The sequence below is a fragment of the Streptomyces marianii genome, assembly GCF_005795905.1.
GTDB classification, from domain to species: domain Bacteria; phylum Actinomycetota; class Actinomycetes; order Streptomycetales; family Streptomycetaceae; genus Streptomyces; species Streptomyces marianii.
Genome location: NZ_VAWE01000001.1, coordinates 3701505 through 3715474, shown reverse-complemented (window position 1 = coordinate 3715474; position 13970 = coordinate 3701505). Strand labels below are relative to the sequence as shown.

At 69.8% G+C, this 13970-nt stretch carries 9 protein-coding genes; all 9 read left to right on the top strand.

The genetic code is table 11. The annotated features are described in order from the left end of the window. The 9 genes from FEF34_RS16655 to FEF34_RS41265 all read left to right on the top strand — a co-directional run bounded on the left by FEF34_RS16655 (position 1) and on the right by FEF34_RS41265 (position 13933). Positions 1-225, top strand: a complete 225-nt coding sequence (locus tag FEF34_RS16655) for an MbtH family protein (RefSeq protein ID WP_138053896.1) — start codon at positions 1-3, stop codon at positions 223-225. Next, the gene (locus FEF34_RS16650) at positions 222-2438 is read left to right on the top strand and encodes a lantibiotic dehydratase (RefSeq protein ID WP_138053895.1); all 2217 of its coding nucleotides are present in this window, start codon (positions 222-224) and stop codon (positions 2436-2438) included. Before FEF34_RS16655 ends, FEF34_RS16650 begins: the two co-directional genes overlap by 4 nt. Further along, the gene (locus FEF34_RS16645) at positions 2431-4203 is read left to right on the top strand and encodes an ABC transporter ATP-binding protein/permease (protein ID WP_138053894.1); all 1773 of its coding nucleotides are present in this window, start codon (positions 2431-2433) and stop codon (positions 4201-4203) included. The genes FEF34_RS16650 and FEF34_RS16645 overlap by 8 nt, the downstream gene beginning before the upstream one ends. Positions 4204-4258: 55 nt before the next feature. Further along, positions 4259-4972: a thioesterase II family protein gene (locus FEF34_RS16640; protein ID WP_138053893.1), complete on the top strand. Its 714-nt coding sequence runs from the start codon at positions 4259-4261 to the stop codon at positions 4970-4972. Positions 4973-5031: 59 nt separating this feature from the next. Next, positions 5032-5991: a quinone oxidoreductase family protein gene (locus FEF34_RS16635; RefSeq protein ID WP_138053892.1), complete on the top strand. Its 960-nt coding sequence runs from the start codon at positions 5032-5034 to the stop codon at positions 5989-5991. Between the two features lie 102 nt (positions 5992-6093). Next, a complete protein-coding gene (locus FEF34_RS16630; RefSeq protein ID WP_138053891.1) occupies positions 6094-11154 on the top strand; it encodes a non-ribosomal peptide synthetase in 5061 nt (1686 codons plus the stop codon). Further along, entirely contained in the window at positions 11151-12035 is an 885-nt protein-coding gene (locus FEF34_RS16625; RefSeq protein ID WP_138053890.1) for an HAD family hydrolase, read from the top strand. Before FEF34_RS16630 ends, FEF34_RS16625 begins: the two co-directional genes overlap by 4 nt. A 641-nt stretch (positions 12036-12676) precedes the next feature. Next, positions 12677-13597: an ion transporter gene (locus FEF34_RS16620; protein ID WP_138053889.1), complete on the top strand. Its 921-nt coding sequence runs from the start codon at positions 12677-12679 to the stop codon at positions 13595-13597. Between the two features lie 174 nt (positions 13598-13771). Next, the gene (locus FEF34_RS41265; protein ID WP_234042417.1) at positions 13772-13933 is read left to right on the top strand and encodes a hypothetical protein; all 162 of its coding nucleotides are present in this window, start codon (positions 13772-13774) and stop codon (positions 13931-13933) included. Positions 13934-13970: the final 37 nt, after the last annotated feature.

The following is a 13970-nucleotide window of genomic DNA, read 5'->3' as shown; positions in this document are numbered from 1 at the left end:
ATGCCCCTCTTCGACGAAGACGACATGACCATCACGTACCTCGTGGTCGTGAACCACGAGGAACAGCACTCGATCTGGCCCACGGGCCGGGACATCCCCGACGGGTGGCTCTCGACCGGCTTCACCGGGAAGATCGACGCCTGCCTCGCCGAGGTCGAACGCGTCTGGACGGACATGCGCCCCCTCAGCCTGCGCAAGGCCATGGACACGGCAGCCGTCCGATGAACGCAACCCACCTCCTGCCCCTGGGCGGCAGCGGCGAATGGGGCATCTGGCCCTCCTTCGTCGTCCGCACCACCGGCATGCCTTTCGACTGGCTTTCCACGGCTGGCCCGGGCTCCTTCGAGGAGGCCAGGTCGGCCGCACTGGAGCGGTTGAGCACGGCAGCCGGGGACGGCCTCTTCCAGGGCGCGCTGGCCTGGCAGAACCCCCTGCTGGGCGAGCAGGTACGCAAGGGCGCGCACCTGGCCGGGCGGCGGCGGCGCTACCTGCGCCGTTCGCTGGCCGCCTACCTGTCCCGCTACTGTGCCAAGAACGACACCATCGGCTTCTTCGGACCGTCGGTGTGGGGTACGTGGAACCCGGAGCCGACACGGGTCACGCCCGCGGGCCGCGCCCCCAGGTCGCGTGACGTGTACATGGAGCTGTGGGCGGTCCGCGCCCTGGCCCGCGCGCTGCGCCTGCGGCACGACTTGGACCCCTGGGTGGTGCCGCACATCGCCCCGAGCCTGGACATCACACGTGAGGCCATCACCCTCCAGGACGGCTCCCGGCTGCCTGTGACACCGCTGCGCCACGCGGTGCTGGAAGCGTGCGACGGCACACGCGCCGCCTACGAGGTCCCACTCGGCTGCCCGGGCCGGGATACCGACGAGGTGCGCGGCGAAGTGCGGCGCCTGCAGGCCATGGGCGTGCTCAGCACCGACTTCGCTGTCCGCCAAGCCCGCCGGCCGGAACGCCAGCTGCGGGGCCAGCTCATGCGGGTGAGCGACGTCAAGCGCCGCACGGCCGCGCTGCGGGACCTCGACGATGTCGTGCGGGCCGTGGCGGCCCTGAAGGAGCACGCTGCGGAGCCCGAGCGGCTGGCCCGGGCGCTGACCGCCGCCGAGGAGGTCTTCGTACGCGTCACTGGCGAGCGGGCCGAACAGGGCGCCGGGCAGTTCTACGCCGGCAAGCGCATCGCCTACGAGGACTGTGTCGCCGACCTCGACGTGAAGCTGGGGCCCGAGGTCCTCGGCAAGGTGGGGCCCGTCCTCGAACTGGTGCTGACCAGCTCGCGCTGGTTCTCCCACGCGATCGCGGCGGAGTACGTGCGCGCGGCCCGACGGATCATGGAGGCCGACGAGGGGCAGTGGTCCGACGGGTATCCCGTCTCGCGCCTCCTCGCGGCCATGTCCACCACCTTCTGGGACGACGCGGTACGCCCCGTCGACGCGGCCAGCGCCGAGCTCCGCGCCCGCTGGACGAAGATCCTGCGACCGAACGCGGACGGCTCGCCCACCACGCGGACCGTCGCCGAACTGCGGGACGCGGTGTACGAGATGTTCCCCGCGGACGGGCCCGCGTGGACCGAGGCGCGCTGGCACAGTCCCGACCTGATGATCGACGCGGACTCCGTCGACAGCATCCGGGCCGGACGGTTCCAGGTGGTGCTCGGTGAGCTGCACTCGTGCATCAACACCGTCAACGCCCTGCTCTTCCTGGACACGGCACCCGACGCCCGGGAAGTGCGCTCCTGGATGGACCGCGAGATCGCCGGGGCCGTCTACCCGCTCTATCCCTTCGGCACCGGGCACGTGAACTCCCGTACCGCCCCGCCGGACGCGCATCTGTCCCCGCTGTGCCGGTACATCGGCATCGGCAACGAGCCGTCGTACCACCCGAGCGCGGCCGAGCTCGTCCCCGCTGCCTCCCTGCGGGTCGTCCCGTCGGGTGAGGGGTTCCGGGTGGTCTCCTCGGACGGGGCGTTCGAGGAGGATCTCGTAGAGGTCCTGGGGGACTACCTCAGCAGCGCCGCGGCGCAGTCGTTCGGGTTCCTGGAGCCGCAGGCCCATCAGCCGAGGGTCACCGTCGACGATGTCGTGGTGTGCCGCGAGACCTGGCGAATGCCGTTCGCGGACTTCCCCGGCCCGGACACGAAGGAAGAGCCCGTCTTTGCCTTCTTCCAGGCGCTGCGCGAACGGCTCGGGATCCCGCAGAACGTCTTCGTCCGGGTCGCCGGCGAGGTGAAACCGGTCTACGCCGACCTGGCCAACCCTCTGATGGTCGACATGCTCTGGTCGAAGATCCGCCGCGGACGCGAGCGCGTGCCCGATGGCGAGCTGGCGTTCTCCGAGATGCTCCCGGGCCCAGACGGAATGTGGTTCAAGGACGACTCCGGACAGCAGTACCCCGTCGAATTCAGAATCGTAAGCACAGACAGGAAGAAGCATGACTGAGACTCTTAAGGCAGTGGGCGGCCTGGATGCGCGTGACGGCCGTCGGGAGCCGGCTGTCCGTATGGCCGGACTGGCGAAGTCCTTCGGCGATGTTCAGGCCGTCGTGGAAGGCCGCATGGAGGTGTTCCCGGGCGAGGTCGTGGCAGTCCTGGGACCGAACGGCGCCGGCAAGACGACCAGCCTGCACTGCCTGCTCGGCCTGAGGCAGCCCGACGCCGGTGTCGTGGAGCTGATGGGCGGCTCGCCGACCTCACCTCAGGTACGGGCACAGTGCGGCGTCGTCCTGCAGAACTCGGGGCTTCCAGGCACGCTCAGGGTGCGCGAACTGGTGGACCTATTCCGCGCCTACTACCCCGACCCGATGGACACCCAGGAGGTCTTGGACCTGGCCGGTCTCGCGGACCTGGCCGAGCGGTTCTTCGGTGAGCTCTCCGGCGGACAGCAGCAGCGCGTCTACCTGGGGCTCGCGCTGTGCGGAAAGCCCCGCGTCCTGTTCCTCGACGAGCCCAGCGTGGGACTGGACAGCGTCTCGCGCCGCCAGCTGTGGTCCGCCGTCCAGCGCGTCGCGGCCGAGGGCACCGCCGTGCTGCTCACGACGCACTACCTCGAAGAGGCGGACGCCCTGGCGGACCGCATCGTCCTGTTCGCCTCCGGCCGCACGGTCTTCGAGGGCTCGTCCACGGAGATGAAGTCCCACTTCCGGCGCCGCCTCATCTCGCTGCGGCCAGCCGGCGAACCCGACCTGGAGGCCGTGCGGGACAGCGGTGCGGAGGACATCGAGTACGTCGACGGCATGCTGTCGCTGACCACGGCCCGCACGGCGGACGTCCTGCGGACCCTGCTCGGTGCCGAGCCGGTCCTGAACGACCTCGAGGTGCGCGGCATCAGCCTGGAGGAGGCGGTCGAGGAGGTCCTGCGCACCTCTTCCGCCGACCTCCCCGCACCCGCCCCGGCGACATCGCAGCCCCGGCCCTCCGCGAAGCGGGACAGGGCTGCCGAGCGGCTGGACGCCGCGTCCTGGGCGCGGATGGTGCGCGCCCAGACGAAGGCCGAGTTCCTCAAGCTCAAGCGTGACATGGCGTTCGTCTTGACCACCTGTCTGCTGCCCACAATCTTCTTCGCGTTCTTCGGCCTCTCGCAGGCCAGGAACGGCGATCCGGAGGCCATGGCGTACACGGTCGCGGGCTTCAGCGCCTACGGTGCCGTCGGCGTCGGACTGTTCGGCTTCGGCGTGGGTATCGCGGCCGAGCGAGGCTTCAAGTGGGACCTGCTCATCCGGGCCACGCCCATGTCGCCCAGTGCCTATCTGTCATCACGGATCGTCCCCGCCGCCGTTTTCACGCTGTTCACGCTTTGTGTCCTCGCGGTCTTCTCCACGTCCGTGGCGGGCGTCAGGCTCAGCCCCGCCCAGTGGGCGGCGCTGATGGGTGGACTTACTCTCGGTAACATTGTCTTCGTTGCTATGGGTCTGGCCATCGGCTACAACCTCTCACCCAAGGCCGCCGGTCCCGTGTCCACCGTCGTCTACCTGCTGCTCTCTTTCGCAAGCGGGATGTTCGTCCCGCTCAACCAGTTGCCCAGCCTGGCCGAGTCCCTCGCGCCGTTCCTGCCGACCTGGCACTTCGCCCGCATCGGCTGGGGGGCCGTCGGCATCGAGCCCGGCTTCGGACTCACCTCGCTCCTTGTCCTCACCGCCTACACCGCGGCATTCACCGCCCTGGCCGTCATGGGTTACCGTCGTGAACTCAAGACTCGCTTCCTCTGAGCACGCGGCGGTCCCGCCCATCCGGCAGGGAGCGCTCCTACGGCAGGTGCCGGGCATGTCCGACCGGCGCCCGCTGGTCATAGCACTTCCGTACGCGGGAGGCGGCGCCGCTGCCTTCACCGAGTGGCGCACCGTGCTGGATGCCGACTGCGCCGTGTTGCCGGTGCACCTGCCGGGCCGCGAGCGCCGCTTCCAAGAACGCCCCTATCGCCGCATGACCCACCTGGTCCGCGACCTCGTCGAGGAGGTCGGCCCGCTCATGAACCGGCGCGTCGTGTTCTGGGGCCACAGTATGGGAGCCGCGGTGTCGGTGGCCCTCGCCCTGGAGCTGGCCCGGCAGGGCTTCCCGCCTCCCGCCCACGTGTTGGTCTCGGGGGCAGGGTCACCCGACCGCAGGGACGCGAAAGACCTCGTCCACGTGCTCGACGACGCCCGGCTCGCCGCCCGGCTCCGCCAGTACGAGGGCACGCCCCGCGAGGTCCTGGAGAATCCGGACCTGCTCGGTCTCGTCCTGCCAGTGATCCGCGCGGACTTCGAGCTCCTGGAGACGTGGTCGCGGCCCCGCCCGGCCCCGCTGCCCGCACCCCTCACCGTGCTGTACGGCGAGGACGATCGTTCCGTCAGCGCACACCAGGTCGACGGCTGGCTCTCGTACAGCGACCGTCCGGTGGCCCGGAGGCCCTTCGCGGGCGGGCACTTCTTCATCCGCGCGCATGTCGCGGAGGTCGCCCAGATCCTCCGCGAACTGGCCGTCGGACCAGGCGCTTGACCTCGCGGCTGCACCGCCGCCGCGCACCACCCAGTAGATCCTTCAACCGAGGAGTAGAGATGAAGGCCATCGTCATCAAGGAGTTCGGCGGTCCCGAGGTCATCGGGGTCAGCGAGATTTCCGTCCCGCAGGCCGCCGAGGGCTCGGTGCTCGTCGACGTGGAGCGCTCCGGGCTCAACTTCGCCGACCTGCACCAGATAGCGGGGACGTACCTCAAGAAGGACAGCCTGCCGTTCACCCCGGGCACGGAGGTCTTCGGCAAGGACCCCTCGGGCCGGCGGGTGCTCGGCATCATCCCCTCCGGCGGCCACGCCCAGCGTGCCGCCGTTCCGGTCGGGTCCCTCATCCCCGTACCGGACTTTGTCACCGGTGAGGAGGCACTGGCCCTCGGCGTCCAGGGCTTCACCGCCTGGCACCTGCTGCGCACCTGCGCCCGCACCGTGCGCGGCCAGTCGATCGTCGTCCACGCGGCGGCGGGCGGGGTCGGCTCGCTCGCGGTGCAGCTCGCCAAGGCGTGGGGAGCCTCCCGGGTGATCGCGTCGGCGTCGACCCCGGACAAGCGTGACCTCGCCCTGTCCCTCGGGGCCGACTCCGCCGTGGATTCGAACGCGGGCGACATGACCGCTGCACTCCTGGAGGCCAACCGCGGCCGCCCGGTGGACGTCGTTCTGGAGATGGCGGGCGGGCGCACCCTGGACCAGGGACTGGCCGCCCTGGGCACCCATGGCCGCATGGTGGTGTACGGGACGGCCTCGGACGAGCCGTCAACCCCGGTGCGTCTGGAGTCGCTGATCGGCGCGTCCCGGTCCGTCGTCGGCTTTTGGGCCGCCGACCTGATGCGTACGAATCACCGCGCCCTGACCGACGCCCTCACCGGGCTGTTCGGCATGGTCAAGAACAAGCAGCTGAAGCCCGTCATCGGCGGGACGCACACCCTGGACGACGCGGCGAAGGCGTTCGGTCTGCTGGCCGAACGGGCCACGACGGGCAAGGTCGTGCTCGACACGACCGGGAACTGACACCGCCGCGGTACGAAGAGGCGGCGAGCCTCCGGCAGGAAGCCCGCCTCGCCCTCCACCTTCTGACACCTTCTGAACCACTCTGCAACCGCGAAGGCCAGCATGTTTACGTCAGACGAGGAATCCGCCAACTTTCTGATCCACCGCCGATTCGAGGAGCGGGTCAGGGAGAACCCTGAGGCGCCCGCTCTCATCTATCAGGGCCGGACCGTCAGCTACGGCGAGCTGGACGCGGACGGGAACCGCCTGGCGGCCGTTCTAAGCGCGGCCGGTACCGGCCCCGAGGACCTCGTCGGCGTCCACCTGGATCGGCCGCCGGAGGCGGTCACCGCGGTCCTGGCAGTGTGGAAGGCTGGCGGCGCCTACGTACCTCTCGATCCGACGCAGCCGCGGCAACGCCTCACGCACATCGTCAAGGACTGCAGCCCAGCGGTGATCGTGACAACGTCGCAGCTGTCGGCCCGGCTTCCGGTGCACAGCGCCCGACTGGTCGTGACGGACGGCGACTCCGTGTCCGTGGCTGGGGGCGAACCGGTCCGTGTGACGTCCGCCGTACGGCCCGACAACCTCGCCTACACGATTTACACGTCCGGGTCGACCGGACGGCCCAAGGGCGTCGAGGTCGCCCACCGGGGGCTCGTCACCTCGTACCTGGGCTGGGAGGAGGTCTACGGGCTCCGGGACGGGATCCGCAGCCACCTCCAGGTCGCGGGCTTCTCGTTCGACGTGTCGACCGGCGACTTCGCCCGGGCGCTGCTCTCCGGCGGAACGCTGGTGCTGTGCGACAGCCGGGACCTGCTGCGGCCGCAGAATGTGCACCGGCTCATCGCCCGGCACGACGTGCACATGATGGACATCACCCCAGCGCTCCTGCGCTTGCTGACGGACCATCTGGAGACCACCGGCGAACGGCTGGACGGCATGCGGCTGATCACGGTGGGCGGAGAGGGCTGGCCGCCCCAGGACTACCTGCGGCTGCGTGCCCTTGTCGGCCTGCGGACCCGCGTCTTCTGCTCCTACGGCGTTACCGAGTCGAGCGTGGACAGCACCTGCTACGAAACCTTCCCCGACTGGCGGCCCGGTGGGGCCACCATGCCCATCGGGCACCCCTTCCCCGGCACCCGCGCCCTGGTGTGCGACCGCGGACTGGGCGGGACCGAGGACGGGGCGGAGGGCGAGCTCTACCTCACCGGCGCCGGACTCGCCCGCGGTTACCGGGGTCAGCCAGCCCTGACCGCCCTGCGCTTCCTGCCCGCACCCGGTGGCCGGCGCGTCTACCGCACGGGGGACAGGGCCCGTCGCCTGCCCGGCGGGGCGGTCGAGCACCTCGGCCGCATCGACGACGAAGTCAAGATCAACGGGGTGCGTATCCAGCCGGCGGAGGTCGAGACCGCCCTGCGCGGGCACCCCAGTGTCGGCCACGCCGTCGCGGTGACCGCCCACGAGGCAGGACGCGTACGCCTCCACGCCTACGTCACCCCGGCCGGGCCCGCGACGGTGACCCCCGCCCAGGTGCATGACCACGCGATGCGCATCTTGCCCCCGGCGATGGTGCCGGCCACCGTCACGGTTCTGGAGTCGTTGCCCCTCAACGCCAACGGCAAGGTCGACCGGCACCGCCTTCCCGATCCGGTGCGGGGTGACGACGAGACGTACGAGGTCCCCAAGGGCAGCACGGAGATCCGGGTCGCCGAGATCTGGCAGGAGGTCCTGCGGCTCCCCCGCGTGGGCGCCCTGGACGACTTCCTCACGCTCGGTGGCGACTCCCTCCAGTCGGCTCGCATTTGCGCACGGATCCGCAAGGAGTTCCGGGTCGACATCCTGCCCAGTGCCGTTCTAACCTGCCCTACCGTGCGGGAATTCGCCGCCCGGATCGACCTGTCGGCACCCGAGGACGAGCCGCCCACCGCGCACCATTCCCCCGACGGGCGCTACCCGCTCTCCCCGGCCCAGCGCCGCCTGTGGCTGCTGAACCTGATCAACGGCCCCGACGCCACGTACAACATCCCCCTCGCCTTCCGCGCCGAGGGACTCCTGAACTACCTCGCGCTCAGAGCGGCGCTCAACCGGATCGTAAGCCGGCATGCGCCGCTGCGGACCCGGATCGTCATGGCCGATGGTGAGGCGCTGCAGGAGGTCCTGCCGGGCCGCGACCTGGACATCAGGGTCACGGACCTGCGCGGGGACGCGGCTGCCGAGCACCGGGCACTCGACTTGCTGGCGGACCGGGTGCGCGAGCCGTTCGACCTGACGACCGGCCCGCTCATCCGGGCGGACGTGGTGCAACTGGATCACCGTAGACACCAAGTGCTGGTGACGATCCACCACATCGTCTTCGACGGCTGGTCGGCCGAGCTGTTTCTGACGGAGCTGGGGCAGGAGTACGCAGCGGCCCTGCGCGGAGAGGCAGCCGCCTTGCCAGCCCTCGAACTCTCGTACGGAGACATCGCGGTCTGGCAGGACCGACGTCACCGCGAAGGCGTGCTTACTGAGCAACTGGACTACTGGAAACGCAAGTTCAGCACGCTCCCACCCGCGCTCGACGGCCTCGCGGACAGAACTGGGTGGGATTCCGGCGAACGCGCCGAGGCCGGGCGGGTCACCCAGTGGCTCGGCCCGGCGCTTACCCGTGCCGTGCGGTCCTGCGGGCAGCGGCACGCGAGCACCCTCTTCGTCACTCTACTCAGCTGCTTCACCGTGCTCCTGTCACGCCTCACGGGCGAACACGACATCACCGTCGGCACCCCGGTCGCGGGCCGGGACCGTGAACAGACGCAGGACCTCATCGGCTTCTTCGTCAACACGGTCGCCCTGCGCACGGACCTCGCCTCGACGCTGACGTTCACCGAGGTGCTCGGCCGCGTGCGCGACGAGGTGCTGGAGGCCCACGCCAACCAGGACATCCCGTTCGAGGACGTGGTCGCGGGCGTGTCGGCCGCCGGTGCCGTGGGCCGCAACCCGCTCTTCCGTATCTGGTTCAACCTACTGGGCGACCCCGACCGGCCACCGCGCATGCCGGGGCTGGACACGGCGATGACCGAACTCCCTGCGCACGCGGCGCTCTTCGACCTTGGCCTGTATGTCACCGACCACGGGGACCGGCTCCGGCTCGACCTGTCCTACGACCGGGGTCTGTTCGGCGACGCACGGGCTCGGGTGATCCTCGAACAGCTCACCCACGTCATCAAGGTGCTGACCGCCGCTCCCGAGGCGCGGATCGATGGGATGTCCCTGGTGGCCGACACTCATCAAGCTCTCCTACCGGACGTCAGAACGGGATTGGGAGGTACCACGCCCCTCACTGTCACCACTCTCACCGCCGGGGTTCGCAGGGGAATGGCGACGGCCGCCGTCCATGACGCGTTCGGCACGAGGACCGCAGGACGGCGGCTGGCCGCGCTCGCCTCCCGCGCCGCCGACGGGCTGGGCGCACTCGGGGTGGGCGAAGGGGACGTCGTCGCGCTCTACGCCGCCCGGACCACCGCTCTCGTACCATTGCTGGTCGGCGCCCTGGAACGCGGCGCGGCGTTCGTGCTGCTCGACCCGGCCCACCCGCCCGCCCGGCTGCGGGCCCAGATTGCGGCCGTGGAACCCGCACTGCTGATCGGGTTTGAGGAGGTCGGTCCGCTGCCGGAGGCGATCACGGGCACCGGCGTGCGCGTGGCCAAAGCCGACCGGCTGCTCGGCGCCCCTGACGAGCAGCCGCCGCCCACGCCGTCGACCCCCTGCGCAGAACACCCCTCGTACATCATGTTCACCTCGGGATCAACCGGCCCGCTGCCCCGCGGTGTCGTGAGCGGCCCGGCCCCCCTCGCCCACTTCCTCTCCTGGTACGTCGCGGCCTTCGGCCTCGGCCCGGACAGCCGCTTTGCGCTGTTGGCCGGACTCGGCCACGATCCGCTCCTGCGCGACGTCTTCGCCCCCCTGTGGGCGGGAGGCGAACTCCATGTGCCCGACGCCGAGCTCAGCAGGAATCCGCTGGCGCTGCTGCACTGGCTGGCGGAGCGCCGGATCACGGTCCTCCACCTCACTCCGCCCCTTGCGCGCCTGCTGGTGATCGCCGCCGGAGAGACCGGAACGCGGCTGCCGGACGTCCGCCTGGTCTGCTATGGCGGCGACGTCCTGCGGCAGGGCGACGTCACCGGGCTTGCGGCGGTCGCGCCGTCGGCCCGGCACGTCAACTTCTACGGGGCGACCGAAACCCCGCAGGCGATGGCGTTCCACGTCATCGAATCGGGAGACGCGGACCAGGCCGCCAAGGACCTCCCCGTACCGATCGGCAGAGGCATCGCGGACGTACAGATCCTCGTCGTCAATGGCTCCGGGCAGCTGGCCGGCATAGGCGAGGCGGGCGAGATCGTCATCCGCTCGCCCTTTCTCGCCGAAGGCTATGTGAAGTCTTCCGGCACAGGGGGATTCCACCGCGACCCCATGCCCGGGGTCCGCAGGTACGCCACCGGCGACAGGGGCCGCTACCTCCCCGACGGCACCGTCGAGATCCTCGGTCGCGCCGACGGCCAGGTGAAGATCCGGGGCTTCCGTGTGGACCCGACGGAGATCGACGCCGTCTGCCGGCGGCTGCCCGGCGTGCGCGACGCTGTAACGGTTGCCAGAAAGCACGCGGAGGACGACACCCGCCTGACCACGTACGTCGTCACGGCAGGCAGCCCAGCCCCCGCGGCCGCTCGACTGCGCGCGGACCTCGCGGCCCGCCTGCCCGAGTACATGACCCCCTCCGAGGTGATAAAGATCAACAACATGCCCCTCACGCCCAACGGCAAGATCGACACCCGGGCGCTCCCGGAGCCGGTCCCGAGCCGAAAACCCGGACAACAAGCACCGGCAGGGGACCTGGAAGAAACCATCCGTGACATATGGAAGACCGTGCTGAAGGTGGAGGATGTCGCACTGGACGACAACTTCTTCGATCTCGGCGGTACGTCACGGCTCATGGTTCAGGTGCAGTTGTCGCTGCGTGAGCGGCTGGGTAGGGACATCACGCTCGTGTCGCTCTTCAGGCACGCCAGTACGGGAGCGCTCTCCCGCTACCTCCAGGAGACGGCGACACCTGTCCCTGCCGGGAGCACCCGGCGCCGCGAGCGTCGCCGCGACCATGCGGCCGCCCGTGCCCAGCGGCTCGGACGCCGAGGCGGCCGCTCATGATCCTTCCAGCCCCGTTCGTGCTGTTCGACCTCGACGGCACGCTTATTCGCCCGGGCTCCGGTCTGCAGCGGCGTCACATGGCTGCGATGCAGTGGGCGATCCGGGAGACATCGGGGTCGGCGGAGGAGTTCCGCTATGAAGGCGGTGACCTCTTCTACGCCTACGTCAACCTCTCCGGGTTCACAGACGCGGGCACCATCGAAGCCGCCCTCACCATCGCCGGGACACCACGGGCCGCCCTCCCGGCCGCCCGAGAACGCGCCGTCACTCTGATGCGACACAGACTCGGAACCGAGCCTCATCCCCACTCGGCGGATGACGCCTTGCCCGGAGCGGTGCATGCCGTACGGGCACTGGCTGCGGCAGGCGTGCGGGTGGGGCTCAGCACGGGCAACGCGCGAAGCATCGCCCTGTGGAAGGTCGAGCGGCTCGGCCTCGCGGACGTCCTGACGACAGGGGGCTTCGGGGACGTGGCCCGTGATCGCGATCTGGTCGTCGCGCAGGGACTGGCGGCATTCGGAGGAAACCCCACGGGTGGTGTCGTGGTGGGTGACACGGCCAAGGACATCTCCGCTGCTCACAACAGTGGTCTGCGTTGTGTTGCCGTGGCCACCGGCGGCTCCACCGAGGAACAGCTGGCCCGGGCGGGCGCAGACAAGGTGCTGCGGACGCTCGACCATCCTCATGCTACGACCGTGATCACTGAAGTCGCGCGGGGACCAGCAGTATGCCTGTGGGGCAAGCCGCTCGCGGACGGACTGACGGGCGCTGACCGGGTGAGCCGTCAGTCGCTGCTGGCCGTGAGCCCGGGGCGCCCTTCTCCGGCAGAGTCTGTGAGTTCGGGGGCATACAGCGTGGCCAGAGGCTCAGGTCCGGCGTAGCGTCGGCAAGGACACTGCCGGGTCTCGGCAGCGGCGGACTCCGTGCCATGGCCCTTGGACGGCTGGCCCTTGACCACGGCATAGCAGCGGCCATCCTTGGGGTCGTGGTACGCCAAGTGGTGCTGGCATCCGCACACCGGATCAGGACCGCTGAGCGCGCGCTCGCGCTCCTGGCGACGCTCGGCGACGGACTTCTTGAACCGGTCGTACACACCCCCGGCCACGTACCCGCTCGCCAGGATGACCATCACTATCTCGAAACCGGTCATCAGCACTCCTTAAGCTCTTCGCTCCCCGACTGGTGATCGTCGCACGGTATGACCAATCACGGGAACCATCGGCGGGAGATGCCTGAGACGCCACCGTAGAAGCCGGAGCGTCTGCAATGGTGAGTGCCCAGCCTGAAGAGCCTCGACTCCGGTCGGCCACTCTTCCGTGGCCTTTGGCGGCGCCCCTGATGCAGCGTCTGGCCATGCGCCGTACGACCCCTCACAGAGGGGGCCAGGACTTTGGACATGGGCGACGATCTCCGCCGGTTCCGCAGGCAGCCCGGATCCTGGTCGGCGGCCCAGTCCGGTGCCAACGCCCTTTAAGTTCCACACCTGTTGGAGTGCCAGAACAGGGAGGAATCGAATCAGCCCATGTCCGAACGGACCGCCGTGCAGTTACGGCACGCCCTGGCCGACCACAGCCGCCGCCTCGTGGACTCGACGGCGTTCATCGCCACCGTCTTCTGCCTCATCGCGTGCAACGCCGCGGTGCTGGGCATCGAAAACTACGCCGGCATCGTGGACGACTGGCGCAGCACCCTTCACGCTGCAGAGCTTGGCTTCCTCGCCGCCTTCACCGCCGAGATCCTGCTGCGGGCCGCCGCCCATGCCGACCGCCCCAAGGACTTCTTCCGCGACCCGTGGAACGCCTTCGACCTGCTCGTCGTCACCGTGGCCTTCCTGCCCTTCGCCCGCGAAAACGCCACCGTGCTGCGCCTGCTCCGCCTGGCCAGGGTCGCGCGGGCGGCGCATTTCCTGCCCCAGCTGCGGATCGTGATCGTGGCCGTCGGCAAGAGCCTGCCCGGAACGCTGAGTTTCCTGCTGGTCGGGGTGCTGCTGCTGTATGTGTATGCGACGGTCGGCTGGGTGTTCTTCGCCGACGACGACCCCGAGCACTACGGCTCCCTCGGCCGCGCCGTCCTCACTCTCTTCCTCCTCATCACCCTCGACGGCCTCGGCGACGCGGTCCGCGCGGGCCTGGAAATCTCCCGCTGGACCATCCTCTACTTCTCCTCCTTCGTCCTGCTCGGCTCCTTCGTCCTGGTCAACCTCCTCATCGGCGTCGTCATCAACTCCCTCGAAGAAGCCCGCGAACTCGAAGCATCAGCCCACCAGCCACAGGAACAACCCGCCACTCCCGATGCCCGACGCCTGCACGAGCGCATCGCAACAGCCCGCCAAGCCCTCAACGCTCTGGAAGCCGAACTGGCCGCCCTGCCCACACCCCGGCCCCGTGAAGAAGAGGCCCCCGCTGCAGCGCCCATCGCACCCCTGAAGTTCCCCGCCGAGTAGCCGAGGGGTGAAACTCCCCTCGGCTACTCGGCGGGGAACCTCACCCCAGCCTTGACTGGACGCTCCGGCTGACGCCTTGTGACCGTCGGGCTGCGCACCAACTGGTTCCGGCACAGCGTGGCGCCATGAACAGGCGTACCCAGTGGTGGTGCTGCCGCCCGCGCCGGACGGCGCGTGACGATCCACGGCGAGCGCATGGGCACCGACTACAGCCTGTTCGACGTGCTGGACTTCCTGCACCATGCGGGTCTGCCCTCCGAGGACCGGGCCATCGACGACCCGGAGCTGATCGAACAGCGCGGCGGAGGGCCGTATGACTGGAACAACACCGCATAGCAGCCACCCGCGTCCGTTCCCATTCGGCAAGCTCAGC

Coding starts and splice junctions, on each gene's coding strand:
- FEF34_RS16655 (WP_138053896.1), top strand. CDS start 1: ATGCCCCTCTTCGACGAAGACGACATGACCATCACGTACCTCGTGGTC.
- FEF34_RS16650 (WP_138053895.1), top strand. CDS start 222: ATGAACGCAACCCACCTCCTGCCCCTGGGCGGCAGCGGCGAATGGGGC.
- FEF34_RS16645 (WP_138053894.1), top strand. CDS start 2,431: ATGACTGAGACTCTTAAGGCAGTGGGCGGCCTGGATGCGCGTGACGGC.
- FEF34_RS16640 (WP_138053893.1), top strand. CDS start 4,259: ATGTCCGACCGGCGCCCGCTGGTCATAGCACTTCCGTACGCGGGAGGC.
- FEF34_RS16635 (WP_138053892.1), top strand. CDS start 5,032: ATGAAGGCCATCGTCATCAAGGAGTTCGGCGGTCCCGAGGTCATCGGG.
- FEF34_RS16630 (WP_138053891.1), top strand. CDS start 6,094: ATGTTTACGTCAGACGAGGAATCCGCCAACTTTCTGATCCACCGCCGA.
- FEF34_RS16625 (WP_138053890.1), top strand. CDS start 11,151: ATGATCCTTCCAGCCCCGTTCGTGCTGTTCGACCTCGACGGCACGCTT.
- FEF34_RS16620 (WP_138053889.1), top strand. CDS start 12,677: ATGTCCGAACGGACCGCCGTGCAGTTACGGCACGCCCTGGCCGACCAC.